Source organism: Fodinicola feengrottensis (assembly GCF_010993775.1).
GTDB classification, from domain to species: domain Bacteria; phylum Actinomycetota; class Actinomycetes; order Mycobacteriales; family HKI-0501; genus Fodinicola; species Fodinicola feengrottensis.
In genome coordinates, this window is the sequence record NZ_WOTO01000016.1 from 39871 (window position 1) to 66671 (window position 26801).

Below are 26801 nucleotides of genomic sequence, written 5' to 3' on the forward strand. Positions count from 1 at the left end.
CTGCTGCGCAAGGTCGATCAGGGGCCTGAAAGTCGGCCCTTTGGGCCGTTTGGAACCACCGGCTCGAATGCCACCATCGGGTCGTGTTCAATGCCGACCCGATCAACGGGATCCACGTGCCGCCGCCACCGTTATCGCGGCGCAGAAGTTGGATTCGGGTCGTGGCCGGGTTGTGGTTCCTTGTGATGGGGATTATCCCGACCGGCTTCATAATCCAGCAGGTACCGGGATACTTCGGGCACTCCGGCGCCGACGGCACCTTGACGATCTCCTCCTGTCGGTCGGTATCGGTGGGAAAGAGTGGATCGGTCCAGCAATGCAGAGGTACGTTCACCGGCGCTGGCGGCGTCTCGGTCACTGATGTCCCTCTCGCTGATCCCGACCGCGAGCGGTATTACCAGAGCGGCGATGCGGTGAGCGTCCATTACATTGTGGACTACGGGGTTCCTACTGGCTACCAAGACTTCCGGACAGCGACTGTCCATTTCGTGAGCGGCAGTGTCCTGTTCCTGCTTCTCATCCCGATCGGATTCGTCATCTTCCTACTGGGCTTGTTTCGTCCGTAATAGCCCATCGATGGGAGTGCCTGCGTCACCGGGTGATCCTTTGCCATGCGACTTAGGGCAGTTGCAGCCATTTGGCTCAGGTCATTCTGAGCCGCCGTCTAGCAGGCGGTTATTGCGCTGAGTAAGAGCGACTTCTCGATGATTGGCGCCGAGGATCTTTGTCTTGATGGCGATTGCCTGAGTGTAGTGACGGCGCGCGAGTTCCGGGTTGCCGCGGGCGGCCGCGAGGGCGCCGAGGTCGTTGTGCGTGACGGCCATCTCGTAGTTGTCCATGCCGTACGCGTCGGAGAAGATCAGCAGTGCAGTAAGGTAAAGATCCTCCGCCTCGTCAAATTTCCCTTGCCCAACCAGCAAAGACGCAAGGGCGGCCTTATCGGCGGCCACCGTCGGATGCTTGACGCCGAGCAGGCGCGACCGGATCCGTACCGATCTGCGCGCTGCCGGCTCGCCGGCCGCATATCGGCCGCGCGCGTGATCCAGCCCGCCAAGGTTGTGCCACAGCGACGCGGCGGCAGCGCCGTGGGGATTGGTCATTCCCATCGCTTTCCGGTAGAGCCGCTCCGCCGCGTCGTATTCTTTGGTGGCCTTGTAAACGACGCCAAGACCGGTCAGCAGTGACACGCGATCGGTGTCGTCCGCCGTGGATAGCGCCATCGCGTGTTGGTAGAGAATTTCGGCGTGCGCGAGGCGTCCGCGAATCCTGGAAAGCGCGGCCAATCTGCTTAGGGCATGCGCCCGCAACCGTACGGGCGCATCGTCATGGTCCGTGGCCGTGACCGAGCGCTCCGCCTGTTCCTCGGCCTCGTCGTAAAGCGAAAGGCGCTCGCAGATAATGCTCAGCCCGAGGCGTACGTTCGTGGTGTCCCCGTGCCGTGCGCCGCGGACTCGCTGTACGAGAGCGAGCGCGGCCCGGGCCGGTTCGAGGGCTTCGGCCGTCCGTCCCTCGGCGTGCAGCCTCCGCGCCTGCGCATTCCAGATCCTGGCCACGCCCAGCCCGTCCATAGCTACTCGGGCGCGTTCTCGGCAGTCAGGTCACTCTGATTGTGGTTGGTCTTCTCCTCGTCGCCCAGCAACCACTCCCAGTCGCCGGTCGCGGAGATCTCAGTCTGGTTGTGGTTGTGCTTCTCATCGTCGCCGATGAGCCATTCCCAGTCGCCGTCGATCTCGGTGATCTCGTGCTCGTTCATGCGTCCCACCTCTATGAGTTGATTCCGGTATCGCAAGGATCAGCCACCACCTGAGATAGCGGGTATAGGTAGGAGCACGTAGACCTTGCCGACGGTCCCGTGCGCCTCGTAGACGCGACTCGTGGCGGCGTGAGGGATCCGCCCGATCGGCGAATTTCCTCATGCCCACCGGTACTAGCCTGGGTGCCTAGGCGCATAGCAGTTGCCCACCTTGGCTGCGACGAGGGCCCGACCTGACTGGCCTACGTCTTCAGGTCGCCTTGCCTGGCTGTGGTCAGCGCGAGCAATGGCCAGTCCAGGCATTGCCACGCCGGCCGGCACCAGATCGTGCCACTGCCGGGTCGGCACCAACCGACCGCCGGAGACCGCCTGCCGGGTCGTGGCAACTCGCCGCTATCGCCAAGCAGGAGAGTCCGACGACAACCCACCGCACGAGGTACGCCTGGCCGAGCGCGGTCGCGACCACCGGCCCGCCGGGCAGGCCCGGCCTACATCGATCGTCCAAGCCAGCCGGCGGCCCCTGCCTCCGGGCTCAGGCCTTGGTACCCGTCAAAACCCATGGCAGAGCACCAGAAAACAAGGCAGCTTCACCTGCAGGTAACACGAGCCGGGCAGCAACAACGTGCCCAGATCGGGGGGCGAGCAGGTGACCGACACCTCCGAGTGCGGTCATCGCTCCGCCCAGCATCATCACCACCGGTCGCGATCGGCCCGCATCTGCCCGCCCGCCGGCGAACGGAGGTCAGAAGGCTGTCGCTAGAAACGCGAGGCGACCATGGTCCCGGCCGTCAAGCCGGCGCCTTCCGGCGGCCCGGCTGCCCGTGCGGAGTGCCGAAAAGTCCCGCCGATGACCCTGATCGGGCAGGTTTCGGGCGTTCTTGATGACTTTGTCAACTTTTTACCGGTTCCGCTCAGTCACTGTATTGCGGTAGGCGCCGGAAACTCCGGTCTGTTGCCTATACGGGGAGCTGATGGGATGAGGGACCAGAGATCTGGCCGGCGCGGGATAATCGCCGCCATAGCTGTCACACGGCGACCGTCGCCGGCGGGCTGGTCGCGCCGGTTGCCGGACGCGCCGCAGGACCCGGGCCATTGCCGGTCGGTACGACCGTGACGCTGGTGACGGGCGACAGGGTCATCCTGTTGGCCAATGGGCAGATCCGTACGCAGGCCCGGCCCGGTGTCAAGAACATCGCGTTCACGGCACACAAAGACGCCGCCGATGAGATGTCCGTGATCCCGCTCGACGCCGCCGGGCTGGTGGCGTCGGGCACACTCGACCCGCGGCTGTTCAACGTCACCGCGCTGGTCGCCCACGGTTATGACGACGAGCACCGGGCTGACCTGCCGTTGATTGTCCAGTACACAAAAGAAATTCGCCCGCGGCTGTCGGCAGCCAAGGTCAGCCGCGACATCAGCGCGCTGAATATGTCGGCCGTCCGTGAGACCAAAACGCAGGCTACGTCCTTCTGGTCCAGCGTGACCGCTGGGTCGAGCGCGAAACCCTCCGCGCGTACCGCCGCGCCCGGTATCGCCCGGGTCTGGCTGGACGGCCGGATGCGGCTCACCCTCGACCAGAGCGTGCCGCAGATCGGTGCGCCGCAGGCATGGGCGGCGGGCTACACCGGGAAGGGCGTGACCGTTGCCGTCCTGGACAGCGGCATCGACGCGACCCATCCCGATTTCGCTGGGAAGATCGGCGCGGCCCAGAACTTCACCGCCGATCCTGACACCGACGACAATGCCGGTCACGGTACGCACGTGTCGTCGATCATCACCGGATCCGGCGCGGCCTCGGGCGGCAAATACAAAGGCGTCGCACCGGGCGTCACCCTGGCCGTCGGAAAGGTCTGCGACGGCGATGGCTGCGAGGAATCGGCGATTCTCGCCGGCATGGCATGGGCCGTGGACACCGCGCACGCCAAGGTCGTCAACCTGAGCCTCGGCGGCGACGACGCTCCCGGCGACAGCCCGCTCGAGTCCGCGGTCAATGACCTCTCGGCGCGTACCGGCGCACTATTCGTGGTCGCGGCCGGAAACCATCCGCCCGGCTCACCACTGGTCAGCTCGCCGGGCAGCGCCGACGCGGCGCTCACTGTCGCCGCCGTGTCCAAACAGGGCAGGTACGCAACCTTCTCCAACTACGGTCCGCGGTTCGGCGACGGCGCGCTCAAGCCGGACATTTCCGCGCCGGGCGTGGACATCGTGGCCGCCAAGGCGAAGAACGGCACCGACGGCGAGCCGAGCCCGAACCCGGCGTACGTCAGCATGAGCGGCACGTCGATGGCGGCACCGCATGTGGCTGGCGCGGCGGCGATCCTTGCCAGCGAGCACCCGACCTGGACCGGGCAGGAACATCAAGACCGCGCTGATGAATTCGGCGAAACCGATCGCCGGCACCCCGGGCGGCCAGACCGGGGTTTTCCAGACCGGCACCGGTCGGGTCGACGTGGAGAGGGCCTATCAGCAGGTTTTCGTTGGAACACCGAGCGTTTCCATGCCCGTACAGCAGTGGCCCCATCGCGACGACCAACCGGTCGCGAAGAAACTCACCTACCGCAACTACGGTTCTTCGGTGCTGACGGTCAGGGCCACGCTCGCCGCGACCGCGCCCGGGCGGGAAGACCGCGCCAACGGGAATGTTCACACTTTCGGGCTCGTCACTGACAATTCCGGCCGGCGGCCAGGCGGATCTCACGTTGACCGCGAAGACCCGCGTTGCCGGGCCGGATGGCCAGTATGCGCGGAAAGTTGTCGCGACCGCCGGCGGCCAGTCCGTCTCCACGCCGTTCGAGATCGTACGGGAACAGGAAAGCTACAACGTCACCGTGCACGGCGTGGGCATCGACGGCAACCCGGCTGGCCTGGAGTACGTGGACCTCATCATCAACTACACCAGCGGCATGGTTCCCAACGTGCCGCAGGACATGACCGGAAGCGGCACCGTGGTCGTACGGCTTCCCAAGGGCCACTATTCGGTCCAGGGCGTCGTCGACCTGTCCACACCGGACCTGCCCCGGACTGCCGACCTGCACGCGCCGTCGGTGATGGTCGACCGCGACATCTCCTTGACCGTCGACGCCCGTAAGGCGGCGCCGGTGAAGTTCTCCGTCCAGGACCCGGGTTTCTCCTGCCAACTCCCGAGCTACCACTACCAGGTGGCCGGCCGCTTCGACGACGAGATCTACCTTCTCAACGGCTCGGAGTCGCTGTATCTCGGCAACATCGGCCCGGCGAGCGCACCGTCCGCGTACCGCGGCATGGTCGCGGCGGACTGTGACTCGTCCGCCGCCGCGGCGCCACCAGCGGAGGTGAGCGACTTTTACCACATCGCCGTACCGACGTTCGGGAAAGCACCCGACGGCGCGGTGGTCACCGCCTCGAAGTCGAGCTTTGCCAAGCTCACCGGGAAACACATCGGGGTCGACAGCGACGCCATCCTTTACCACAGCGCGGACGTCCAGTTCGCGCCTGGAATGCCAGCCAGATGGAACGGATTCGGCACCGAGCACCCGCTCGCCGCCGGCAGCGACGACTATTTTTCGCCACATGCCGGCTGGTGGGTCGTCGGTACACGCCTCACCGAACCAGGAAAGTCGTACGCTGTCTCCAGTCAGAACTCTCAGCCCCGGCGGTTCCTGAGCGGACACACGTACAGCGAGGTATGGAACAAGGGCATCTATGGACCGTCCTTCCGCGCGGCCTCCTACGTTCCGGCGACCCGCAGCGCCCAGTATCCCGACCGGATCGTGTTGGTGCCCTGGATCTTTTCCGACTCGGATCCAGCACACAGCGGTTACGCCTTCGGCGACGGCAGTGCCGGTCGCATCATTCTTTATCGCGAAGGCATCAAGGTCGCCGAGGACCAATACCCGTTTATCCCGAACCTGGAGTACGAGGCACCCGCCACGGCGGCGAAATACCGCTTGGCGGTAGCGGTCAACCGGCCTTTCGGCCCGATGTCGACGAACGTCTCCGCGTCGTGGACTTTCCGGTCGCAGCCGACAACCAACGTCGCCGGCGTACCGCTGCCGCTCTACGCATTGCGGTACGGCGCGAAACTGGACGCCAGTCAAGGCGCGGCCGCCGGCCGCTACACCATTCCGGTCTACGTCGACCGGCAGATCGGGGTCCCGAACCTGCCTGTCGTGAATCCAACTCTCGAATATTCCACCGATGACGGCACAACCTGGCAGAAGACGCCCGCCATCCCGACCGGCTACAACAGGTGGAACGTCACCGTCGCCAACCCGTCCAGCGGTTTCGTGTCACTGCGAGCAACCGCCACCGACACCGGCGGCACCAGCGTGACCCAGACCATCATCCGCGCGTACGCGATCCACTAATGCACGGGACACGCATTCTTCGATCCTACGAGAATCGCGCCGGCCGGATTTCGTTGACAGAGCTGGCGGACCGGCTCGGCATCTCGGATGACCGTCCGCCGCGACCTGGACGCGCTGCAGGAGCAGGGGCTCCTGCAGCGCGTACCCGGCGGTGCGACCCCTTGAAGGCCGGGCGGCCTTTGATAGCTTGCCGAACGGGCAGATGGTCAGGCATACCGTCCATTTCCTATCGGGCCGATCGTATGGTCGGTCCATGCAGGAAATCAACTGGTGGCTGGATCTTGCCAACGCGCCGGCCTGGTTCTCCGACCTGCTGCAATGGCTGACCGTGGTTAGCGTTTTGGTCTGCAGCATAGTGTTCCTTGTATTCTGTGTTGTCGGCGGCTACTGGTTCGAGCGCAGGCACGAAGAGGACACAGCGGATTTTTTGGCCCGGTGGGGACTATTCTGCGACCCTCGCACCCACGCGTCTCATGGTTCTTTCGGCGGTGTCGATGTCACGCTTCGGGTTGTGCATGGGCCTGACATAGACGGCCAACCATCTTTTCGGCTGGTTTGAGGTCTTGTTCGGAAAGCCGAAAAAATCCCCACACTATATCGTCGTCCGCGCACGAAAGGCTGCGCTCAAACCACCTTACGATCCGCGGCCCGATCTAGTACGCGTACGCACCGAAGATCCGGTGTTCGACGACTATTTTGAGGTTTTTGCTCTGTCGCCAGGCGACGTACCTGCAGTCCTGGATGCCGAACTGCGAGTCGCACTCTACCGAGCAGGGGTCAGTGCGTTTGACTACAAATGGGGTGAGATGCAGCTCGCAGACAGCCAGATGACGCAGATCGACGGCAAGGATTTACTGATGTCGGCGGTACGCCTGCTCTGTACACGCGCCGCCCCCTCATTCATCGAACCCCGACCAGATGCCTGAACAGCGCAGCGTTGAAGCCAGGGACTGTCTCGTTGCCGGATTGTCGTTAGGCAATAGCCACGGGGTTAACTGCGGAAAGGCCCGACTGCGGGTTCGTTGACCACGTATCTCGACCGGCTCGCCCCGAGCGTGCTGCTGTTCAACCTGTGGATGACCGCCGCGGTGATCGCTGCAATGATCATCTGGCAGGTCGTACGATGGATCCGGGTCGTCCGCGCGAGCCGGTACGAGTTCACCGTGCCGGCGTACCACGCGGCTTACCTCCGTGGTGGTCCCAAAGCTGCGATCCTGGCGTCGGTAGCCATGCTTTACACCGCGGGAGTCGTCAAACTCGGTCCGCGGCCGCTGCCGCCAGCGCGGGAATGGCCGCTGAAGCGAAACGGCCGCCTGCTTTCCGGTCTACCGCTCCCTCTTGGACGGGTGCTACCCGGGTTGGTTGCGGCAGCGCCGCTGCCCGCCGATCACCATCCGCTGGACGCGGCCGTACACCAAGAGTTGCGGCTGGCACAGGTGTTGCAGATTGATGCGTCATAGTTTTGGCCTGTGGTCCCACATTTCTTGCAGGCGAATATCTCCGGCACCCCGACGCATGGTCCACACAGTTGTCGCCCGTCAGGTGCGCGGCCGATACACGGCAGGACTCGAACGCATCGCGCGCAGTGTGTAGCGTTGCGCAGTACCCGCACTCGGCATCCCTCGCATACTGGCCCCAGCGGCCACCGGACCGACACTTTTCGCTGCCGCCCGCAAGATGCGCAGATCTCAGTAGGACGAGGTCGGCAGGTCCAGCACAGTTGTTGGCCCGAGCTGGCATTCGGCGGGCATCGGGTGCGTTTCCCGCATGCCGAGCACGTGGGAGCAAGTCCTCGGGAGCGTGGTGGGGGTGCACAGGCTGGCGCCGAGCAGAGTGGGGAACCATCGGCGGTCCGTCGACGAACCGGGCGGATCTGGCTGCACCGGGAGCAGCGATCTCGAGGCTCTCGCCTATGTCCGGCGCAGGTGCCGCACAGCCGGCCGTCGGCGGTCGGACGACTGATGGTGCGAGCTTTTCCGCACCAGTCGCATGACCCCTTCGGTGTTCCACACCGGTTGCAGCGACGGCCATCAGCTGCCGAATAGGTCAGCGTCGGCACTGACGCGCGGCAGGCGGCACAATACGGCAGCGCGACAGGATGGCCGGCATCGCGGAGAAGGTGCGCAAGTCGCACGTACGCCCGCGGCACCGCCGTACGTGGCCGTGCGAGGGCGTCGTTGTGCGCTGAGAGGAATGTGTCGAGTTCGCGCCAAGCGCGTGAGCGAACTCTGCCATGTCTAGCAGGAGAAGCAACGAGTCCTCGCTGCGATCGGGGATCAACCGCTGCAATGCTGCCACGATACGCAGCTGCACGCCCGATAGTGGTTCTTGTGGCTGGGTCACGTCAGGTCCGGCCGGCGAATGGTGCTCCGGCGCACCGGGGGCGCGGCCCGCTCACCCACGGTCTTGCGCACCGGTTCGTTCGTTTGTTTGATTTCGATCAAGTCATTAGGCTGGCAGTCCAGAATGTCGCAAAGGGCCGCGAAAACATCCATCGACATGCGCTGCGGCGGCGAGGTCACTAATCGATAGACCTGTTCGCGAGACAGCGAGATACCCCGTTCTGCCAATGGCGAGACCAGATCCGAGGTCTGAAACATGCCGCGCTCAGCCATCCGTAACCGCAGATGCCAATCGAAACCCATCTTCTTTGTCACAACGTCTCCTCGCCCCACGCGCCCGGCAGAGACGCCTTCACAGCATTTTCCAGCAACCGATTGCGGTATTCATCCGAGACACCCGTGTAGAGAGCAGTCGTGCTCGCGTAAACGTGCCCCACCTGTTCCTGAACAAACCTGGCAGGATATCCAAACTCGACGAGATGCGTGATATACGAATGCCGCAGGCAGTGTAGATCGAGATCCTGGTCAAGGCCGGCGGCGTCACGGGCGGCGGTGAAAGCATCGTTGATCCCACGCAACGACATCCGCCCACGCCGCTCGGTCACGAACAACGCGGGGTTCTGCGCCGGATCGAACATCGCGCGGCCACCCGTCAACCACCGCTCCAACGGATCGATCACCCAGTCCATCATCTCTGGCACCAACAGAACCGTACGCCGCTTCGGAGGACTACCCTTCGAAGCCTTACCCCCCCAACGCACAAACACAGCGCCGCAGCGACCGAACTGTTTCAACCTCGGATTATGCCGAAGATCAACCAGATCCAGACCCCACGCCTCTCGTCTCCTGAGCCCGAACGCATAGACCGTCTTCAACACGGCCGCGTCCCGATAGGCGGCCACACCGCCTTTCCGGCTACGTGCACGGATTTGCTCAACCAGACCGTCAGCGGCATCAAAAAGTGCCTGAACTTCCTCGTACGTCAAAGGGCGACGCCCAGGCCGGCCTTCATAGTCGCTGACATGCCGCACACTATTGAATTCATGAAGCACTATTTGCGGCGCCTCGCCAAAACGGCTCATGCACTCTGATGGCCACCCATAACGCGCATCGGTCACGTACTCCAAGAACTGACGCAGACCACACTCATAACCGCGAGCGGTGGACATAGCGATCGGCCGTACACCTGACCGCGCATGGTCGAAAAACGCCTCGACCTCGCCCGAGGACCACTGCCACGGATACTGATTCGAAACCTCCGCGAGCCGCCGCACCACCATCACGCGAGCACGAATCGTCTCCGCCTTCAGAAACCGCACGCGCTGCTGGCGCTCCCACCCCTCCAGCATCGCCTCGAATACCGATTCCTGCGGATCAAGAAACGAGACGCCGCCGGCGAGCACCAGCCGCGCAACACCCACCAAACCGGAATCAGCTTCCATAATGTTGCATTAAACACAACATCGAGGCATCGGCCAACTCGGGGCGTCTCCCCCTTCCTGAACATGTGATAGCGATAGAGGCGAGGCGACTTAGGCGGAGCGCAACGAAGGCGGCCTCGACCTGGACATACGCTGGTGAGGCGCTAGACGGAAGTTCAGTGTTGTATCAGATGCAACTTCGCTCGCTTTATCGGTCAGTCATCGTTTGACTTTGCTGCGCAGCCGGCTCATGATCCTGGGCGTCGAACGTGTGTACTAGGGGACGGTGTGAGCGTCGGGTTTGAGTTTCCTGAGGAATTGGGCGGTCTGCAGCGACGACGGGACGCGGCGGAGGCCCGGGTGCGATACGTGCTGAGTCGATTGCCATCGGCGGCCGACATCGTCGAGGGCCGCGCTGAGGTCTCGCCTGCGCTGTCGGAGGAGATGGCCAAGGTTCGCAGGGATGAGTCGGATCGGGTGATGCCGTTGATGCAGCACGATTGGTGGTCCACGAACGGGAACCGCACGACCGCGAAGGCAGCGCTGCGCGAGGCAGCTCGTTCTACGTCGTCACGCGGCTGAGTCGTCGGCTCCGTGCAGAGACGCATTTCTTCTTGCGGCGGTCTGTTGACGCTGGCCGTTGGTGACCCGTGGGGGCGGGTGGTTCGCTCCGCCTTTTCAGCTGCGTCACGATAGCGGTTTCCGTGAGGTCCACGGTTAACTCTCGAGGCGGCGTGGCCAGGTCATCTCCGACCAGCATTTCAGCACGTACCAGAGCTACCAACTCCCGTGAGCGCTTCGCGCCGACACCGGTCCTTCTTCTGGGAGTCTCGGATGAGATCGGTCGGTGATACTCCGCTCTGTGTCGCGGTCCCTCAACCCTTGCTCGGTCCAGCAACGCCACGACAGGTGTGCCGGCCATGCGGCCGGCGGCCACCTCCGCAATCACGGCATCCAGGATCCGGTCCGCGGGCTGATCGGCGGGAGTCTCTTCGCCGCTCAGCACTCCTGCGGTGAGGAGCGCGGCGATGCCTAGACTCATGCGCTGACCGTAAATCCGGCACGCGTCAAATGCGACACTCGCTGGCTAAGTGGTTGATTTCGTAAGGTCGTCGGGGGATCGGGCCGCTTGGAGAGCAACGTGACAATTGCGCCCTGCCTGGATGAGCTTGCGTACGATTTCAGCGACCGTGGAGAGGTGCTTCGAAGGGGATGATCCCTCTTTTGTAACCGAGTTGGCGGCCCAGTGGTCATCTTGAATGACCGGCGGGCCACTGATCGTTCGATGAGACAAATCAAGCGGCCCAGGGACCAACGCGACGGAGCAAACGTGACTGACAGACAGGCAGCGATGCGGGCTCAGCTGGATGACATCTTCCGTGCCACCCATCGTCGGCTCGTGCTCAACGTGTTCGCGCAGACCGGCCTGCGATGATCTGGGCATGGACTTGCCTGTTGCAGCGGAGACGTTTCTCGACTCTAGGTTGCCGACCCGGGCAGCCATCGCCCGCGGCTGGTCCCAGCAGGCCTCGACCGTGCCACTGACGGACAACGTGAGCCAAGTCAGCAGCTCGTATGATCGCATCGGCCGGTCCTTCGAACGACTGCTAGCCCTCGATCTGACAAGTCAGCCGTGTTATACCTCGGCTCTGGCGTGTCTGCCGGCGGCCGAGGTCGAGCATCTCTTGTTCGCTCTGGGCTACCAATCGCCTGCCACAGCAGACGCCCGATTCGCTGACTGGCGGCATGACCGTCCGCGTACGAAACAACCCGCCGCCGCTAGATCACTCCTGCTTCGAGAGCGCCTTCCTCCTTGACTGGGCGTACGAGTTCCAAGATCGCTCTCCGACGCTGACGAATACGCAAATCGCCCAGCTTCTGGAGACGACCGGAGTGCGGACTACTGCAGGCCCGGTGATCAGCGGACTCACCATCGCCTGGAAGCAATACTGCGAGCTGGGCTGGGCTGCCTGGGCCCGGTTAGGCAATCCGGTGTACGCCGACGTCGTTCTGTCGCCAACAGGCCGGCGCGCCGATCTGGTTGCCGGCAGCACACTGATCGATGTCAAGGTCACCAGGCACACCGAGGAGAGCCATGCAAAGATGTGGCTCGACCAGGTGCTCTTCTACCTGTTCAGAGACGTTGACGACCGGTACAAGCTGGACCGCCTCGGTGTTTACCTTGGCTGGACCGGCCAGCTGCTCACCGTCACTGTCGATGAGGTCCTCGCCCATCTCGTCGATGACCGCGCGGCCTCTCATGAGCTGCGTGCCGACTTCTACGCGGTCATCAAAGATGATGAGGAGGAGCAAAAGCGCTGGCGCGATGCCGCCCGCAGGCCCTGAGAGGTAGCCGCGGCCGCATGAATACCATTTAGATCGCGGCCCCGTCGAGCCGCTCTCCACGCACGAGGAGCGAGTTTACGTTTTTGCCCGGTGACTTAGCTTAATGACGGGCCGGATACTCAAATCCCGGGCTTTCCGTGCCCAGTTGTCAATCTTCTGCTTCAAGATGATCGAGCCGCTGGTACGGATGTCTGTCAATGGCTTCTTCGCTTCGTAGCCAAACCAGAGGCAGTAGCTCGTAAACTCTGGAATATCTGTGACGTTGGCGCGGTTGCGGATCAGCTCCAAGACGTTGAGCGCCTGGTCGCAGACGTAGCCGAGTTTTTGTGGGGTGCCGAACTTGACGGCATAGACACAGCCATTTCGACTGAGGTCCCAGGCCTCAAACTGGCGTGCTCGATCGAGTCTTGAATATCGAGAAATCCTTGTCGGCGACCGCGTAACCGGCGCTCTTAACTGCGGCCGAGATGTTGAACTCTGGCTCACCGCCAACTATCTTGGCGAATTTAGATTCGACGGGCTCCATATCGATGGCGGCAATGCTTTCGTCCAGGAACGTCAAGTAGTCCTGATTGAACTTCGTCCACTGGCCGCCAGTAAGGAGAACCTGCTCGTCATCAGCAATGAAGTCGATGGACTCTTTGAGTGGCTTGGTGTATGGCGTAGCATCGTCGGGCTCATGGCGAATCCGTATATTCAGAATGGCGTTGCGGGTGATTTCGTGGACCTGAATGTAGGTACGGAGGTCCTGAATCGTCAGATGGTCATACGTGGTTCGTGGGCCACCGCCCCGACAGCTCAAGACAAATTTTCCATCTTCGTTGAAGATGAAGTCCACGCCGTAGAGGTCATAGGAGTTGTGGGTAAGCTCGGAGGTCGCCGCATCACTTGTCAGCTCATCCAGCAGCAGCTCATCGAAGCGCGCGATTTCATCTTCATCTTTGATGGTGGTCGTCCGCGGCAGCGCAAACTGCTCCGGCTCGGCGAGCACGCCAACCATGTCGGATAAGAGCTTGCCGATGTCGCCAGTCTCGATGTCGGGTTGGAGTAACGCTGACGTACCGAACTTGCCAGCCACCCCAAAGCGTTCGCGCTTTGAAGTAGCGATACCCATCTGGAGGTACTCGACGGCCTCGCCGCTTTCCACGTCCAACGGCGTGTCTATTGCATAGCTCTTGATGTCCTTTTTGCGGCGAGTCTGGTATCGGCGCGACGCTGTCTGCCGGTTGTCGTTCTCGTCCGCTATTCGTTTGGCGAGTTCGATGCCGAAGTCGTAGTCGCAGTACGGGCGGATAAAGAAATGCGTCTTACCGAAACTCAGCGCAAAGCAGTCGTCTTTCCTGGTGAAGATGAACGCCGCGAACGCGTTCCGGTTCAAAGGCAACTGCTGGCCCTCAAGGTAATCGAAAAATGTCTCGGCCCAGCTCACCCTGCGCGCCACGCCGGCCGAATAGTAGAAGGCACCGCGCCAGCCAGCTTGGGACTCTCGCTTAGTGACGACCATACCGCCGTCTAGAAGCTTCTTCTTGAGCGGCTTCACGGCGGCTTCCGGAATTCTGAAAAGGTTCAGTTTCATCGTGGTGCGCCTCCACTCATCTCACCCAAGACACTCGACCGTTAGGGTCGTAAAGTGAAGTGTGCACCCCGTCAGGAGGCAATCACAGTGTGTTGGCTAGACGTTCAGTCACCTTGTGGCCGGACGGCTGGCTCGACTGACAACATCCTTCAATTTTTACTGAGCCCCGGGCACTCATTGACAACCGGCCTCAGGCCCATCGGGGGTCACAGAGGTGATTAGGACTCTGTGCTGTACATGGCCGCTCCCCGTACCGTCACGTCCCTTCCGACCGATTGCACAGCGGTTCGTCAAGGCACGGGCGGCCAGATCGAGCGCTTCAGTGGCGCCGACCAATAGTCCAGCATTTCTTCTCGCACCTGCTCGCGGATATCCTTGATGATTCGCAGCAGTTGACGCCGAGTTGGCCAGACAATGCTCCGATACTGTTGAACGGCCGTGTCGTCGCCTTCCATCTTGCCAGCATTGAACTTCAGCCCAATGTTCGCATTGGTATAGAACTCGCTCGACGCACCATCGAATTTCCTCAACAAATCCCAAACAGCCGGACTCCAGTAGAACTGGGTCGCCGCCGACTTGCGTGGCGGTCGCAGGCTTTCCCATGGCCACTGATCGATGATGTGTTGTGCGCGCGTGAGTGTCGCTGGCGCAGCGCCATCCGTCATCCCGAACCAGACGTGGACGAGCTGTTCTTCCAGTTCGTATAGCCACTCGTTGAGGTGGCCATAGGCTTCTTCGATCTTCTGCTGGCGTTGACGGTCCCGCTCAGCCGCCATCTGCCCGTAGACCTGTTTGGATGCCATCTCCACGGCCAGGGCAACATCGATGTTCTTCTGGCGCATGCCGGTGAAGTGGGTCAGCAAGGCACCGACGGCCACGCCGACAACACCAATGATGGCCACGAGAGTCTCGGTAGGCATGGCTGCATCTTCCGTCGCCGCGCAGTTCATGACAAGTCCTCATTGCTATGATTGGTGCAGGTGTTTACCGGTCCTAGCCGCAAACCTACTTACTGAGCTGGTTCTCATCGCATCAGCCCAGCTTGCGATGAGAACCAGATAGACCTGGGAATCCTTTAGACCGGCCAACGGCTCGTAGCTATCCATCGTGAAGGTTCAGTGCCGCATCGAAATCCGATTTCGAGGCGTACCAGTAAACACCGTAGTCGAGTGCAATCAGCGACAAGAAGTGCTCGCCTGCGTCTCGCCAAATCGCGAAGCCAACTGTCCCGCCCATTGGGCCGAAGATTGGATCAGATCGTACTGGCATAGCGCTTGTAGCGTCGAACAACTCTTAGCATCGGTCAAGCGTCAAGCGCAATAATTCGTACCCCCACCTTCCAAAGCGGCGACACCAACAGATCACAACGACCGTCGAGCCAGAACTACGCTATCTAGCCTGAGTTTCCGGCCTTCGTCGCTGACCTTCTGGATTTTGCTGTGAGCGTTGGGTTTTAGCCACCGCGAGCGTATTACCCACAACACGTGGAACTAGGAGTCCCCTAGGGTAGGGCCCCGAGCCGGACATCGCCGGTCCCGTGCCTAGTGACCTGCAAGTACAGTTGAGGCGACGACCAAGCAGGTGGGTAATACACCAACGGTCATGACGCGTGTCTGCTGAACAGCGGAAACGTCGATGTTGATCAAGAAAGGCCGGAAACTCCGGCTAGCCCAAGGAGGTATCGATTCTCGGCGCCGCCGGGTTGGTGGCTGTTACGCAGGATGTACTGGGCTGCGTCGTTCAGGGTGTCAACGTCGGCCGTGGCGTCTAACCAGGCGCCGTGCAGTTCGCCGTCGTTGTAATCGGCCAGGCTACCTAGCCAGATCTGTGGGCCGCTTCCTGCGGCGACAGCTTCCTGGTAGGCGTCTTACTCTGCGTTCAGCTGCTGACAATAATCGGCAAGGCCTTCGTCGGAGTGAAACTCCCATGCCTGCCAGTCTTCGTGCATAGTGCGATAGACGATCAAGCCGCCTGGAGCTTCGGGCGAAAACCGACGTAGAGCAAACCAGACACCATCACCAGACAGGGGCGTCCCGCCGCCGACCGTAACTGATCACTCCGTGCGGGCAGGTGCCACGCCTGGCAGCGTACTCCCTTGCTGAGGAAGCTCGTCGTATCCACGATCCGCCCTCGTCCGCTAGATGAAAGCAGCGTTTGCATCCATGTTCCCGAATAACGGATCTACTCCCGTCTCCAATCTTGGGCAGACTGCCGCTATATGGCCCTGTTGTTGGAAGACCTGTGGTGGCAGGGTTGCCTGGCCACCACAGGTCTGTCCCACCAGCGGACTATTGCACCTTGATCCTAGAGATACCGGTCCGACGTTGGGGTGCCGCTGACACAAACTTTACCGTTGGACAGGATTGCCGAGCCATTGGCCGCGGCAGTGTAGTTACCGCGGCCGAGGTCGTCCTTACTGTCATGCTCAGTTTTCCAGCTCTTCCGGAAAGCAAGCCCTCCACTCCAGGTTTGGTCGTGACTGTAGTGGGGTCCTGACGCGTGGACGTGCCAGGCGTACGAGACCGCAGTGACCTTGACGGTAAATCCGGTAGTGAAGTTCGCGGGGTGGCCGTTTTTCTTCTCATGAAGGTAGATGTTGGATGAGCCGCAGTTTCCGTACACCGTATTGTCTGGCTGTACTGTTCGCACAGTCGTGCGCGGGTGCAACACCAGGTTGACCTCGTCCTGTGGTACGGAGACAGTGCTGCCGTCGTCCAAAAGGACAGGCACCGTTCCCGTATCGCTGACCGGGCCGGCGACGCGTACCGCCGCGGCGTAGTGCATGGGAGCGCTGACAATGACATTTGACGACGCGGCGGCTGTCTGCGAGGCGTCGGCGGCGGATCCGAAGTTGGTCGCGAAAAATGCCGCGGCCAAAGCTGGAATGGCGGTTCCGCCGATCAGCAGCCTTTTGGTCTGAGGTTTCATCGTTTTCCTTCTGTGACATCGCCTGCAGATAATTCGCGGGGCGGTTGGATGGGGGTTGCGGATGTGAACTGGTCCGAATGGTCTTGGCCTGGCCGACTCCTACGATCCAGCACGGCGAGTTGTCGCCACTTGCATCCGGCTGACTACCCATGAATGCCCGCTAGTACAGGCTAGAGCTGCACGAACACTAACCAACCAATGTCCTTGGCGGCAGTTCAGCGGCAGGTGCCGACGGCAGTTCCGCAGCCGACCCGGCGTCTCGGGCTCGCGGTGAATGTCGCGCGTGAAGTTAGGCTGCCGTCAGGTTGGTCAAAGGTTAGATTTCTGCTGGGACCGTCGGTCTCTGGCTCTACGTTGCCTAGTTGTCGTACTCGCGGCGGTGTCGCTGGAGCCGCTCAGATTATGTTGGCCGGTCGAGCGGCGGCCGCCGTGGCGTGGCGTACTAATCAAGGAGGCCGAGTCCGCGCGCTGGTCAGACCACTCGCGGTTTGCGGTGTCAGCATTAGCGCGATAGGGCATCCCGTAGCGAGGGCATCGGCGCGCTTCTGCCGCTTGTTCTGCCTCTCGAAGGTCTGGTGAACCCCTGAGTAGAAGTGGCATTTTCGCTGTTCAAAGGTCAGTGGCAGCCGACGAGCAGAGGTGGTTCAGCAGGCAAGCCGCTTGCAAGGCACGCTCGCGAAGATGGCCTTGTCCAATTTACCCGCTCAGCGGAACGAGGTCTTCGATGCTTACTCTTGCACAGCGCCGGGTCGCGACGGTCGCAGCGTCAATGATGGCCGCGGCTGCGGTCACGTCGGTGCTCAGCGCTCCAGCCAATGCCACGACTGCCCAGACCGAGTATTGCCTGTACAAGCCTCGCGACACTGTCGCCCACTACTTCTCGCTTGCCACCTACCCGCCGGTCGTCAAGGGCGTGTACTCGGCGAACCAGACGTTCTACGTGCCCAAACCCGGCCGGTATGACACCGTCGACGGTGTCGAGTACGTCCAGCGGGCCGCATCTCCGCAGTACTGGCTGCGAACCAGCGCGATCATCCGCGTTCCCCGCACCGAGTGCGCGACGACCTGATGCACCGCGTCGGCGACCTGCTATCGGCGCCCGGAGACGGTGGCCAGCAGGTCGGCGACTACATCGGCCTCCGGCGCGCCCAAAGCACTGAAGATGTCAGCGGCGGCACGCCAGGTGAGATCCGCCTTGGAGTGATCGCCCGCGGCAGCCCGGATCTGGCCAAGCTCCATCAGCACCCGGGCCCGGCCGTACCGGCTCTCGTCGTCGTCGTAGGTTCGCAGCGCCTGTTGTGCCCAGTTGACGGCAGCGGCGTCGTCGCAGCCCAACCGGTAGAACGCGGCGAGCCGAAGTGCGCTTTCGGCCACACATTTGCGATCACCGGTTCGTTCGGCCAGTCGGAGGGACTCGTTTGGGGCGACCAGCGCGGCCGGCCGGTCGTCGAGCGCAGTCAGGCTCTCGCCGAGAGTGCCCAGGGCGATGGCCTTCGCACCCTGGTCGCCAACCTTGTCGCACAGGTTCACGGCTCGACGCGCGTACGCTCGCGCCTCAACGGGGCGGTCAAGACCGTTAAGCGACTCGCCACTGTTAATCAAGGCAATAATCTGGATTTCCTGCTCTCCGAGCGCGGTAGCCACCGTCAAGGCTTCCTGATAGAAGCCCGCGGCTTCGGCGTTACGTCTGCGACGGCCGTACGAGCTTCCGATGTTGACCAACACCCGCAGCTCGTTCAGTTGGTCAGAGGTTTTGCGGAAGAAGTCCAGGGCGCGCTCATGCAGCGGCTGCGCCTCGGCCGACCGGTACAGACCATCCAGGCAGAGCGCGAGGCTGATGCAGGCGCGGGCGGCAAGTCGCCCGTCACCGATGGACTCAGCGAGTTCGAGCGCGCGTCGCGCCGACCGTTCGAATCCAAGCCAGTCGCCGCGCAGGTGGCAGTATCGCCCGAGCAGCAGCGCGAGATGGGCGCCCGGCTCGACAACACCGGAGGTGAGTGGAATCTGCCGGATCAGCTGGAAAAGGCTGCTGGACATGCGGTCGAGCCAGGCACGCGCCGCGGAGGAGTCCGTGAAGGTCAGCCGCAATGGGCTGTGGACGACGTCCTGCGGCCGGTCGGGAACGCGGCGCGGCACCATCACGGCAAGCGCGTGCTGGCTCGTACTTCCGGCGAATGTCATCATCCGAACCGCTACCGATTCCCGCTCGGCGTCGGTTTCGGTACGGTCACTGAGTTCTCGCGCGTACAGGTGCAGCAGATCGTGAATGTGGAACATATCTGGTGTGGGGCTCTCCAACAGATGCAGGTCAACCAGCGGATCAAGCACCTCATCAACCTCGGCGGCGCTGCGGCTGAGCAACGCAGCAGCGAAATCGGCTGGCAGCTCACTGCTCGGCCACTGGCCGATCATTCGGAACGCCCAGGACTGCACGGCCGGCAAGGTTTCGTAACTCAGTTGCAAGGATGCGCGGACAGCGAGGTTGCCGAGCCGCAGCTCGTCCAATCGCCGAGTGGAGTTCGCAAGCCGGTCGGCGAAGATGGCCAACGGCCACGCGGGCCGGCTGGCGACCCGTCCGCCGGCAACCCGTACGGCCAGCGGCAATCCGGCGCAGGTCTCCGCGAGCAACGCCGCGGCCGCTGGCTCGACCGCGATCCGCGCGGAACCCGCGATCCGCGCCAACAGGTCGATCGCCTCGGCCGCGGCGAGCGGCGGCAGGACCACCCGCTCGGCGCCGGCCAACTCGGCGAGCGTCCGGCGGCTGGAGACCAGTACGGCGCAGCCGGCGTTACCCGGCAGCAGCGCCCGAACCTGGTCGGCGTCGGTGGCATCGTCGAGCACCAGCAGCATCTTCCGACCGCTGGTCAGCGTGCAGAACACCGCGCCCGATCCTGCGCATTGACCGGAATCTCGCGGACAGCCAACGAAGACAGCAACGAGCCAAGCGCGTCCGCCGCCTCTACCGGATCTCCGGAGGCTCCCCTCAGGGTGACAAACAGTTGGCCGTCCGGGAAATGGTCCCGGATCGCTTGCGCCGCATGCACGGCCAGTGCGGTCTTGCCGAATCCGCCTGCCGCGCTGATCACCACAATCGCTGGTGCGGTGCTGGAATTCTCCAGCAGATGTTCGCGAATTCGCCGCAGCTCGGAGTCTCTGCCAACAAAGTCGGCGAGATCAGCGGGGAGTTGCGCTGGCCGCATCAGCGCCGGGTCGTGTACCGCCGAACCGTCCGCCACATCAGTCCCAGCGTTGAGCACCTCGTGGTAGCTGCGTTGCAGATCCGGGCTCGGATCAATACCGAGTTCCTCGGCGAGGTCGTGTCGGACCCTGCCGTAAAGGTCCACTGCGGTGGCGTGGCGACCGGCCGCGGCGAGCGTACGGATCACCGCGGCACACAGGTTCTCGTTCAGCGGATCCTCGTGGACGATGGTCAGCAGAGGCTCCACAGCCTCTCCGGCTCGACCGGCCGCCCGTGCCGCGGTCGCGAACTCGATCACCGCAGCGGCGATCTCGCGCGATACCGCTTGAACCGCCGGATCGACGCGCAATCCTGGAAAATCAGCCAGCGGTGGGCCCGCTGCTACTGCGATGGCGGCAGCCCACTCCTCATATGCCCAGTCGCTTCTTCGCGCTTCGCGCACCCGTGCCCGAAAGTCAAGCAGGTCGACCGCGCCATCTGGCGCAGCCAGCTGGTAACCGGTCGGGACACGCTCGAGCCGAACATCCTGTTGGCCCCGCAGCATCTGCCGCAATCTGGAAACCTGTTGGTGCAACTGGTCGACCGCCGGGCTATGTTCCGGCCAGACCGCCTCCAGGAGCCGGTCGCTGGAGACCGGGTGGCCGGCATGAAGGGCAAGATACGCCAGCAGGGTGCGCTGCCTCGCCGATACCAGCGGCACGGCGGCACCGGCCCGCTGGACGCCGAACGACCCCAGAATCGTGACCCTTACTCGTCTCGAGTCCGCTGTCATCCCGAGCGCGGCCAGCAGCCGGCGACTCGTGTCCACCTGTGGGGAGCCCACCCGGCCGCGTTCGAGATCTCGGATGGTACGTACGCTCACGCCGCAACGCTGCGCCAACATCGCCTGCGTCAGCCCTGCAGCCTGCCGCGCAGCGCGGAGAGCCTCCCCCGTGGGCACGACAGACACGGACTCACCCCCGTACGCGGCACAAGCATAAGCAATACAAGTCAGCGACCGGCATTTTTTTCGTCTGACTGCGTCATGCTATGCCGTTGCGCCCGTCTCGTTGACAACTGGATCTAGCATTCGTCACTGATCAGTGACGAAGGAAATAGGGACGCTCATGAAGATGCGAAGGTTCGCACAGCTCGCTCTGGCCGCCGGACTGTCAGGCCTCGTGCTTGCAGGTGGCGTCTGGGCGAGCGCGTCACCAGCGCGGCCGCCGACGACCCGTGCTACCCGGTTCCCGGTAACCCGACCGACCACCAAGGCATCCCGGGCGATGGAGGCACCCACAACCCGATTTGCGGAAATGACCCCGTCGGACACTTCGAATCGGCCCAGCTGATCAACCACGGCAGGCAGGTCGAAGTAAAGGGCTGGACGATCGACCCGAACACCGCGGATCCGATCGCGGTGCGGATCACCGTCGGCGCGAAGGTCTACCGAGTCGACGCCAATGTCAACCGACCCGATCTCGCTGGATTCCTCGCCTATGGGACCAAGCACGGCTTCCATGCGATTCTCACCGTGCCATCCAGCGGTGCCGCTCATGTCTGGGCGACAGCACTGAACGTCGATGCTGGCAAAGACACCAAGTTCAGCACAAAGAATCTTTGAATTTTCTCGCTGCAACTGAACGCGCACGCCCTACCATCACGATGGTCCGCCGGCACGATCTAGATGCCGGCGGACCGTTTTGGCCAGGTGCATCTCCCCGGCGATATGCAGGTCATCGACCCGCCTTCAGCCCCTCCTACTCAGACATTGTCCGTGTCGAGCTCAATGAGCAGGGCCTTATTGTGATCACCGCGTACACATCATCTGGTGCTGAATACGTCGTTCGATATCCAAACGGCTCTTTCGTGCCACTTCCGAGCGTCCCCCTTGCTGGTCCTTAAAAACTACTCGAAATGGACGCGGTTTTCGGGACCATAGCGGCAGTTGTCGCGTGGCTGGGTTTCGCGAGCCTGTTCGCGTCGGTCGTCGCGAGCGACTACACTCCCGGCCGCGACCACCAGCGGAGTCCCGGGATCAAGCACCGCCAAGCTACTTGATGGGATGGCCGCGCACCCCGGCGACCACCGTCGCGTTGGCGGTCTTCCTCGTCGGTCACATCCTCGACGGAATCCTGCTGGGCATCGCCGTGTGGAGGGTCATCCCGGTCGGGGGCCGCGGTTGCCCTCGCAATCTCGCAACCCCTGCACCCGCTTTTTGCCGCAGTCGTAACGATCCCGGTGCTGGACGGCCTGGCATGGGTCCTGCTCGCCATCGGCTTCGTCGCAGCCGCCCACGCCAGCATGAACGTGCGTACGTCGACAGTCGCCCAGCCAGTGCCCCAGTCGAGCCTTCACTCACTCCCACCCGGCCTTGCGTTGTTGATCTTGTTTAGGTTGCCTATCGAAAACGGACATCTAATCGTTATTTCCGTTTTGGATAGGCAAACTAAACAAGATCAACTCACATTAAGGTCCTGCGATGGCGCCGCCGGGATATTGCCGATGCCACTTGAGCGAAGACGAACAGGAGCACTGCGACCAGGATCCCTCCCCAGCCGACCGAAATCGGGCCGAGGAGGAACAGGGGAATGGTCGCGGCGAGTGCTACCAGCGCTGAGATGACTGCGGTGAACGCGACCCGGCCGGTGACCATGGCCCCCGCGATCAGCAGCACCGAACCCGAGAATGTTTCCCCGACGGCAAGTCCCAACGACTTGTTCTGACTGATTGAGCCAACAATGAAGAGCACGAGCGAGGTAGGCAATCCGAGCGTTCCAACGGCGACCATGACAAGCCCCACCACCGCGCGAGCACCCGTGAGCTGAGGCCCTGGATCGTGTTGTTTGGGCTGCCTGATCTTCTCCGGAAAGACCTTGTGACTGTTTCCTTTTGCCACCGATATTCCGTCGTACCCGAACGCGTAAGCCAGTCCGAAGAGAACGATCAGAAATCCGACCGGTATGCCGGCGACGACAAGACCGGGAGCGTCCCAGCCGGTCGACAGACACGCTCGGAGAGCTAGGGCGAAGACGATTAAACCGGCAATGCCGAGAGCCATCCAGGCGATTTGGATGATCTGCGTCTTTGTCCCACAGGACACGGAGACGTCGACCTGATGGTCACAGTTGCGGCACTTCACCTGGACAACCGCGGAGCCTTCAACTGGGCGACTGAATGCGACCGGGTACGTCGTGTAACTGTCGGTCTTCCTCACCGAGTAGCCCGTACTTCTGACGCTCCCGCCCACCCAGCAGCCGAGCCGCTTGCGCGGATGTTTCTGGATCCGTAGAAAGCCCAACGTCAGCCCCTCTGTGAGTACGCTGAAACGACCGTCTGTCCAAGCAAGTAGTCGTGACCGGCGCCGACGTTGATCGCGACCACCGATGCCGGCTGGGGTGTGGTGATGCCGGCCGCGGGGACCTTCGCGCCGAATCCGCGAGGGTTGTGAGCATCCGTTCGGTCCCGGGAAGCAACCAACGGGTATTTATTGGTGCCGATCGCGAGAACCACCTTGATCGTGTTGCTGGTGCTCGGATCCGTCGCCCGGCCGGTGATCATCCATTTGCCGTTGATCAGGTCGCTATTATCGACGGTGCCGGTTGGTGTCCATGCGTCCGGCGACGGGCGGTTTCCGGTCCACGGGAGGGAATGTGGGGTGACACCCGCCGCGGCCTGCGCCGGGACACCGACGACGGCCAGGCCGAGGCAGTCGGTGGCCAGTGTCGCGCCGATGATGCGGAAAGCTCGCCTGCGCATATCAAACTCCGTCCGTTGAGATATCGATGAGCGCGTACGAATCGTGTTGCCGCGACCTCAAGATAAGCTGAAAGCGGCCGACGTCGAGCTTATCTACGTCCAGCCGGTAACCTCCAGCACCCGGGATCACCACCGGACTGAGGCCGGCCTTTTCCGCCGCCGGCGGACCCGCCCGCAGCAGCGCCGCAACGTCGACAGGTACGTGTAGAGCGCGTCGACCGCAACTTCTGGCGCGGCATCCGGCCACACGAAGTCGATGATCGCGTCCGGCTGACCGGCCGGCCGGCGGCCAGCGCGAGCACCGCGAGGACGGCACGCGCCTTCGGGCCGCCTACCGAAGTCTCCTTCTCGGCCTCGCCGGCGGCATGCCATGCCCGTACTGCTCCGAGAACCTGCACGCGGACGGCCACGATTTCCCCGTTCTTGACTCGTGTGTATGGAAGACGGGCGTCGCTCACCTATGTCAACACGTTCGAAGTTAACTCCCGATCCGCATCGGCTGTCAACAGAGGTGAGACAAATGCGCTGTCGCTCCACTACAGTCAAGGACCATGACCTCGTCCCCGCCGTCGAGACGAACCATCAGCGCGAAGCTGGAGCACTTGTTTCATACGGTCCGCAAATCTAACCAGCGCGAATACAGCAATGACGAGGTCTCCGCGGCGATTGCCCGCGACCAGGACGAGACGATTTCGTCGTCGTACATCTGGTATCTGCGGTCTGGGCAGCGCGACAACCCGACACTGCGGCACCTGACCGCCCTGGCGCGGTTTTTTTGGCGTACCGGCCGCGTACTTCTTCGACGACGAGGCCACCGAGCGGGTCGAGGCGGAGCTGGCCCTGTTGACCGCGATGAAGGACGCAGGCGTACGCGACGTCGCGCTGCGCGCGGCCGGTCTGTCGCCCGCGAGCCTCCGCACGATTTACGACGTGATCGCCAGGGTCAGCGAACTGGAGGCAACCGCCCCGAAAACGCCCGAATCGCAGTAGGGTTCACCCGTTCTACGGGGGAGGACGGCGTGGATCCGAAGGCACTGCGCAAACGCTGCGAGGAGCGGCTCGCCGAGGTTGCCGTTCCGCGACCATTCGACCTCGGTCAGTTCTGCGCCCAGCTCGGCGAGAGCCGGGGCCGGCCCATCGTGCTGTTGCCGGTCGCGATCGGTGGCAGCGCCGCCGACAGCCCGTCCGGCCTGTTGATTCGCGGCGACCAGCGTGACTACATCATCTACGAGCGCGACACGACTCCCGTACACCAGCGGCACATCGCCCTTCACGAAATCGGGCATCTGCTCTGCGAGCACGGCGCGGCCAGCCAACTGCCGGATGAACATCTGCGGCGGCTTTTCCCGACGCTGAGCCCCGAACTGGTCCGCCGGGTCCTCGCCCGTACCAGCTATTCGACCGACGAGGAGAGCGAGGCCGAGATGCTGGCATCGCTGATCCTGCGGGAGGGAGGCCGACACTCGGGCCGCGAGTACGCCGCCGCCCGCCCGCCGACCCGACGACCGCGGAGATCCTCCGGCGGCTTGAGTCGAGCCTGTGAGCGTCTGTCCGCGATGAACCTGTTCATCTACGCGGTCACGCTTGCCTGCCTCGCGGCGCTGGTCGTCAAGACGCGCGAGCTCTGTCGCGATCCGCGGAACCTGTCAATGCGGTCCCTGTGCCTGGTCCTTTCCGGGCTGACCGTGAGCGTCGGCATCCAGCCCTTCGTGACCGCGATCGACCAGGGCACCGGCATCTCGCGGCTGGGCAGCTTCATCGGGCAGTGCGCCGTGCTCGTCGCGGCCGGCGCGGGACAGGTCTTCCTGATCCGGATCTATCGCGCGACGCCGGCCGCCGAATCCGAAAGCCGCTGGCGGCATGCCCTGCTGCTGGTCATTCTGGCCGCCAGCGTGGTGATGTTCGTACTGAGCCCGCTCGATCCGGAAAAAGGAGTCGGCGCGGCGGGTCACCTTTCGCTGCTGCCCCGGCCTTATCTCTATCTCTACCTGTATTTCGGCTATGTCGCCGTCACGCTTGTCGCGGTCATCCGGATGTGCCTGCGTTATGCCGCGCTGACCGAACAAAAGGCACTGCGTACCGGCCTGCGGATCCTAGTCGCCGGGTGCACCGCCGGACTCGCGTATATCGCGGCGTCTGTGGTCGCGCGGACCATGCAGGACTTCCATCTCAACGTCAACAGCTGGAAAGGTCCCGTCACCACTCCGCTCTACCTCACCACCGACGCCTTGATCCTGATTGGTTGCGTTTTCCCAGCCTGGGCCCCGCAACTGGGAGCTGGCTGGCGCTGGTTCGCCAACCGCAGGGCCGGACGCCGCCTGCAACCACTCTGGCTCGCGCTCTACCGCGCCATTCCGGAAATCGCGCTGGTGCCACTCACGAGCGGCGGCTCCTGGTCGGACACCCGTCTTCAGCTCTATCGCCAGGTCATCGAAATCCGCGACGGCCAGCTGGCGCTGCGGCCGTATGTCGATCCGCGGGCGTCCCGTATATCTCTGGAACTGGCTCAAAACTCCCGACTGACCGCGCGTCAACGCGCTGCGGTCGCCGAAGCCGCGGCCCTCGCGGCCGCGATCGAGGCGAAAATCAACGGCATTCCACCAGGTGACTATGGGTCGGCCGGCCAACCGGAACCGCCCGGCGGCGCCGACGTTGCCGACTTCGCCGCCGAAATCGCCTGGCTGCAACAGGTCGCCCGGGCATTCCGGTCGCCGATCGTCGCCCGTACGCTTCAGCAGCTTCATGCCTAGTTTTGGTCACAAACCCGAGGTTTCCAGGTTCGGATCACCGCCGGATCCGGGTCAGGCGGTGGGTCGGGGGCTGCGGCGGCCGGCAGGTCGTCGACGGACTCGACGTCGCCGTTTTGAAGCAGCGTAAGGTAACGCTCGCCCCGCCGAGCCTGTTCGGCGCGCTCCTGCTCGCTCAGCCCGTCGTGCCAGTCCAAGAGCGGTCGTCGCAGCCGCCGACAACGAGATGTTCGTGGTACGCGCTGGACAACAGTGCGGACCGCAGGTCGGTTCGGAGCGGTCATGCGGGGCCGGAGCGCAGAGATGGCCATTTTGAGTTCGGCCGGCAAATAACGATGATGGCCCGACTGAGGGTTGTCACACTGGCTCGTCGCGTACGATTGTCCCTCCAATAGTTGCTGGGTC

General features: G+C 63.1%; 28 protein-coding genes. 13 read left to right on the forward strand and 15 right to left on the reverse strand.

All coding sequences use genetic code 11. The annotated features are described in order from the left end of the window. Window positions 1-161 precede the first annotated feature (161 nt). Window positions 162-566, forward strand: coding sequence for a hypothetical protein (locus GNX96_RS16645; protein WP_163568791.1), 405 nt, complete (start codon window positions 162-164; stop codon window positions 564-566). Between the two features lie 81 nt (window positions 567-647). Here GNX96_RS16645 and GNX96_RS16650 read toward each other — a convergent pair whose 3' ends face one another. Both GNX96_RS16650 and GNX96_RS16655 read right to left on the reverse strand, forming a co-directional pair. Beyond that, the gene (locus GNX96_RS16650) at window positions 648-1568 is read right to left on the reverse strand and encodes a tetratricopeptide repeat protein (protein ID WP_163568792.1); all 921 of its coding nucleotides are present in this window, start codon (window positions 1566-1568) and stop codon (window positions 648-650) included. A gap of 2 nt (window positions 1569-1570) precedes the next feature. After that, a complete protein-coding gene (locus tag GNX96_RS16655) occupies window positions 1571-1753 on the reverse strand; it encodes a hypothetical protein (protein WP_163568793.1) in 183 nt (60 codons plus the stop codon). Window positions 1754-2872: 1119 nt separating this feature from the next. On the opposite strand from GNX96_RS16655, the gene GNX96_RS16660 reads away from it, so the two are divergent. The 6 genes from GNX96_RS16660 to GNX96_RS16685 all read left to right on the forward strand — a co-directional run bounded on the left by GNX96_RS16660 (window position 2873) and on the right by GNX96_RS16685 (window position 7559). Beyond that, a complete protein-coding gene (locus GNX96_RS16660) occupies window positions 2873-4420 on the forward strand; it encodes a S8 family serine peptidase (RefSeq protein WP_163568794.1) in 1548 nt (515 codons plus the stop codon). After that, on the forward strand, window positions 4393-6099 hold the full coding sequence (locus GNX96_RS16665) for a hypothetical protein (protein ID WP_163568795.1): 1707 nt from the start codon (window positions 4393-4395) through the stop codon (window positions 6097-6099). The genes GNX96_RS16660 and GNX96_RS16665 overlap by 28 nt, the downstream gene beginning before the upstream one ends. 87 nt (window positions 6100-6186) lie before the next feature. Then, on the forward strand, window positions 6187-6264 hold the full coding sequence (locus tag GNX96_RS63765; protein WP_390624039.1) for a DeoR family transcriptional regulator: 78 nt from the start codon (window positions 6187-6189) through the stop codon (window positions 6262-6264). Between the two features lie 88 nt (window positions 6265-6352). Beyond that, complete coding sequence (locus tag GNX96_RS16675) at window positions 6353-6658, forward strand: hypothetical protein (RefSeq protein ID WP_163568796.1); 306 nt, start codon at window positions 6353-6355, stop codon at window positions 6656-6658. 4 nt (window positions 6659-6662) lie between these two features. Next, window positions 6663-7025, forward strand: a complete 363-nt coding sequence (locus GNX96_RS16680; protein WP_163568797.1) for a DUF3137 domain-containing protein — start codon at window positions 6663-6665, stop codon at window positions 7023-7025. Between the two features lie 96 nt (window positions 7026-7121). After that, entirely contained in the window at window positions 7122-7559 is a 438-nt protein-coding gene (locus tag GNX96_RS16685; RefSeq protein WP_163568798.1) for a hypothetical protein, read from the forward strand. A 228-nt stretch (window positions 7560-7787) separates the two neighbouring features. On the opposite strand, the gene GNX96_RS16690 is transcribed toward GNX96_RS16685, so the two are convergent. The 3 genes from GNX96_RS16690 to GNX96_RS16700 form a co-directional block, all read right to left on the reverse strand. Then, window positions 7788-7982: a hypothetical protein gene (locus GNX96_RS16690; RefSeq protein WP_163568799.1), complete on the reverse strand. Its 195-nt coding sequence runs from the start codon at window positions 7980-7982 to the stop codon at window positions 7788-7790. A gap of 456 nt (window positions 7983-8438) precedes the next feature. Continuing rightward, window positions 8439-8756, reverse strand: a complete 318-nt coding sequence (locus GNX96_RS16695) for a helix-turn-helix domain-containing protein (protein WP_163568800.1) — start codon at window positions 8754-8756, stop codon at window positions 8439-8441. After that, the gene (locus GNX96_RS16700) at window positions 8753-9844 is read right to left on the reverse strand and encodes a tyrosine-type recombinase/integrase (RefSeq protein WP_279580596.1); all 1092 of its coding nucleotides are present in this window, start codon (window positions 9842-9844) and stop codon (window positions 8753-8755) included. The genes GNX96_RS16695 and GNX96_RS16700 overlap by 4 nt, the downstream gene beginning before the upstream one ends. 378 nt (window positions 9845-10222) lie before the next feature. Between GNX96_RS16700 and GNX96_RS16705 the strand changes: the two genes are divergently transcribed. Together GNX96_RS16705 and GNX96_RS16710 are read left to right on the forward strand one after the other, a co-directional pair. Next, window positions 10223-10444 (forward strand): hypothetical protein, encoded by a 222-nt coding sequence (locus GNX96_RS16705; RefSeq protein WP_163568802.1) that lies wholly within the window; start codon window positions 10223-10225, stop codon window positions 10442-10444. A 1164-nt stretch (window positions 10445-11608) separates the two neighbouring features. Further along, window positions 11609-12208: a hypothetical protein gene (locus tag GNX96_RS16710; protein WP_163568803.1), complete on the forward strand. Its 600-nt coding sequence runs from the start codon at window positions 11609-11611 to the stop codon at window positions 12206-12208. 75 nt (window positions 12209-12283) lie between these two features. On the opposite strand, the gene GNX96_RS52395 is transcribed toward GNX96_RS16710, so the two are convergent. The 5 genes from GNX96_RS52395 to GNX96_RS16730 form a co-directional block, all read right to left on the reverse strand. Continuing rightward, window positions 12284-12496 carry a hypothetical protein gene (locus GNX96_RS52395; protein ID WP_279580570.1) on the reverse strand — a complete coding sequence of 71 codons (213 nt, stop codon included), beginning with the start codon at window positions 12494-12496 and terminating at the stop codon, window positions 12284-12286. A 94-nt stretch (window positions 12497-12590) separates the two neighbouring features. Continuing rightward, window positions 12591-13784, reverse strand: coding sequence for a DUF6119 family protein (locus GNX96_RS16715; RefSeq protein ID WP_163568804.1), 1194 nt, complete (start codon window positions 13782-13784; stop codon window positions 12591-12593). A gap of 290 nt (window positions 13785-14074) precedes the next feature. Continuing rightward, entirely contained in the window at window positions 14075-14734 is a 660-nt protein-coding gene (locus tag GNX96_RS16720; protein ID WP_163568805.1) for a hypothetical protein, read from the reverse strand. A gap of 692 nt (window positions 14735-15426) precedes the next feature. Then, on the reverse strand, window positions 15427-15609 hold the full coding sequence (locus GNX96_RS16725) for an antirestriction protein ArdA (RefSeq protein ID WP_163568875.1): 183 nt from the start codon (window positions 15607-15609) through the stop codon (window positions 15427-15429). Between the two features lie 479 nt (window positions 15610-16088). Next, window positions 16089-16712, reverse strand: coding sequence for a hypothetical protein (locus GNX96_RS16730; RefSeq protein ID WP_163568806.1), 624 nt, complete (start codon window positions 16710-16712; stop codon window positions 16089-16091). Between the two features lie 724 nt (window positions 16713-17436). On the opposite strand from GNX96_RS16730, the gene GNX96_RS16735 reads away from it, so the two are divergent. Beyond that, a complete protein-coding gene (locus tag GNX96_RS16735) occupies window positions 17437-17781 on the forward strand; it encodes a hypothetical protein (RefSeq protein WP_163568807.1) in 345 nt (114 codons plus the stop codon). Between the two features lie 20 nt (window positions 17782-17801). Here the strand turns inward: GNX96_RS16735 and GNX96_RS16740 are convergent, their stop codons facing one another. Then, window positions 17802-19592, reverse strand: coding sequence for a tetratricopeptide repeat protein (locus GNX96_RS16740; RefSeq protein WP_163568808.1), 1791 nt, complete (start codon window positions 19590-19592; stop codon window positions 17802-17804). Continuing rightward, a complete protein-coding gene (locus tag GNX96_RS16745) occupies window positions 19577-20860 on the reverse strand; it encodes a BTAD domain-containing putative transcriptional regulator (protein WP_313885683.1) in 1284 nt (427 codons plus the stop codon). The genes GNX96_RS16740 and GNX96_RS16745 overlap by 16 nt, the downstream gene beginning before the upstream one ends. A gap of 450 nt (window positions 20861-21310) precedes the next feature. Here GNX96_RS16745 and GNX96_RS16750 point away from each other — a divergent pair, with 450 nt between their 5' ends. Beyond that, on the forward strand, window positions 21311-21514 hold the full coding sequence (locus GNX96_RS16750; RefSeq protein ID WP_163568810.1) for a hypothetical protein: 204 nt from the start codon (window positions 21311-21313) through the stop codon (window positions 21512-21514). A gap of 840 nt (window positions 21515-22354) precedes the next feature. On the opposite strand, the gene GNX96_RS16755 is transcribed toward GNX96_RS16750, so the two are convergent. From GNX96_RS16755 to GNX96_RS16765, 3 genes are all read right to left on the reverse strand, one after another. Then, complete coding sequence (locus tag GNX96_RS16755; protein WP_163568811.1) at window positions 22355-23107, reverse strand: hypothetical protein; 753 nt, start codon at window positions 23105-23107, stop codon at window positions 22355-22357. An 86-nt stretch (window positions 23108-23193) separates the two neighbouring features. Then, entirely contained in the window at window positions 23194-23649 is a 456-nt protein-coding gene (locus GNX96_RS16760; protein WP_163568812.1) for a hypothetical protein, read from the reverse strand. Window positions 23650-23738: 89 nt separating this feature from the next. Next, window positions 23739-24059, reverse strand: coding sequence for a hypothetical protein (locus GNX96_RS16765; RefSeq protein WP_163568813.1), 321 nt, complete (start codon window positions 24057-24059; stop codon window positions 23739-23741). Window positions 24060-24492: 433 nt separating this feature from the next. Here GNX96_RS16765 and GNX96_RS52400 point away from each other — a divergent pair, with 433 nt between their 5' ends. After that, complete coding sequence (locus tag GNX96_RS52400; RefSeq protein WP_279580571.1) at window positions 24493-24639, forward strand: hypothetical protein; 147 nt, start codon at window positions 24493-24495, stop codon at window positions 24637-24639. Window positions 24640-24668: 29 nt separating this feature from the next. Continuing rightward, window positions 24669-26399, forward strand: a complete 1731-nt coding sequence (locus GNX96_RS16775; protein ID WP_163568814.1) for an MAB_1171c family putative transporter — start codon at window positions 24669-24671, stop codon at window positions 26397-26399. Window positions 26400-26801 lie beyond the last annotated feature (402 nt).

Coding starts and splice junctions, on each gene's coding strand:
- GNX96_RS16760 (WP_163568812.1), bottom strand. CDS start 23,649: ATGCGCAGGCGAGCTTTCCGCATCATCGGCGCGACACTGGCCACCGAC.
- GNX96_RS16650 (WP_163568792.1), bottom strand. CDS start 1,568: ATGGACGGGCTGGGCGTGGCCAGGATCTGGAATGCGCAGGCGCGGAGG.
- GNX96_RS63765 (WP_390624039.1), top strand. CDS start 6,187: ATGACCGTCCGCCGCGACCTGGACGCGCTGCAGGAGCAGGGGCTCCTG.
- GNX96_RS16675 (WP_163568796.1), top strand. CDS start 6,353: ATGCAGGAAATCAACTGGTGGCTGGATCTTGCCAACGCGCCGGCCTGG.
- GNX96_RS16720 (WP_163568805.1), bottom strand. CDS start 14,734: ATGAACTGCGCGGCGACGGAAGATGCAGCCATGCCTACCGAGACTCTC.
- GNX96_RS16710 (WP_163568803.1), top strand. CDS start 11,609: ATGACCGTCCGCGTACGAAACAACCCGCCGCCGCTAGATCACTCCTGC.
- GNX96_RS16735 (WP_163568807.1), top strand. CDS start 17,437: ATGCTTACTCTTGCACAGCGCCGGGTCGCGACGGTCGCAGCGTCAATG.
- GNX96_RS16715 (WP_163568804.1), bottom strand. CDS start 13,784: ATGAAACTGAACCTTTTCAGAATTCCGGAAGCCGCCGTGAAGCCGCTC.
- GNX96_RS16655 (WP_163568793.1), bottom strand. CDS start 1,753: ATGAACGAGCACGAGATCACCGAGATCGACGGCGACTGGGAATGGCTC.
- GNX96_RS16665 (WP_163568795.1), top strand. CDS start 4,393: ATGTTCACACTTTCGGGCTCGTCACTGACAATTCCGGCCGGCGGCCAG.
- GNX96_RS16730 (WP_163568806.1), bottom strand. CDS start 16,712: ATGAAACCTCAGACCAAAAGGCTGCTGATCGGCGGAACCGCCATTCCA.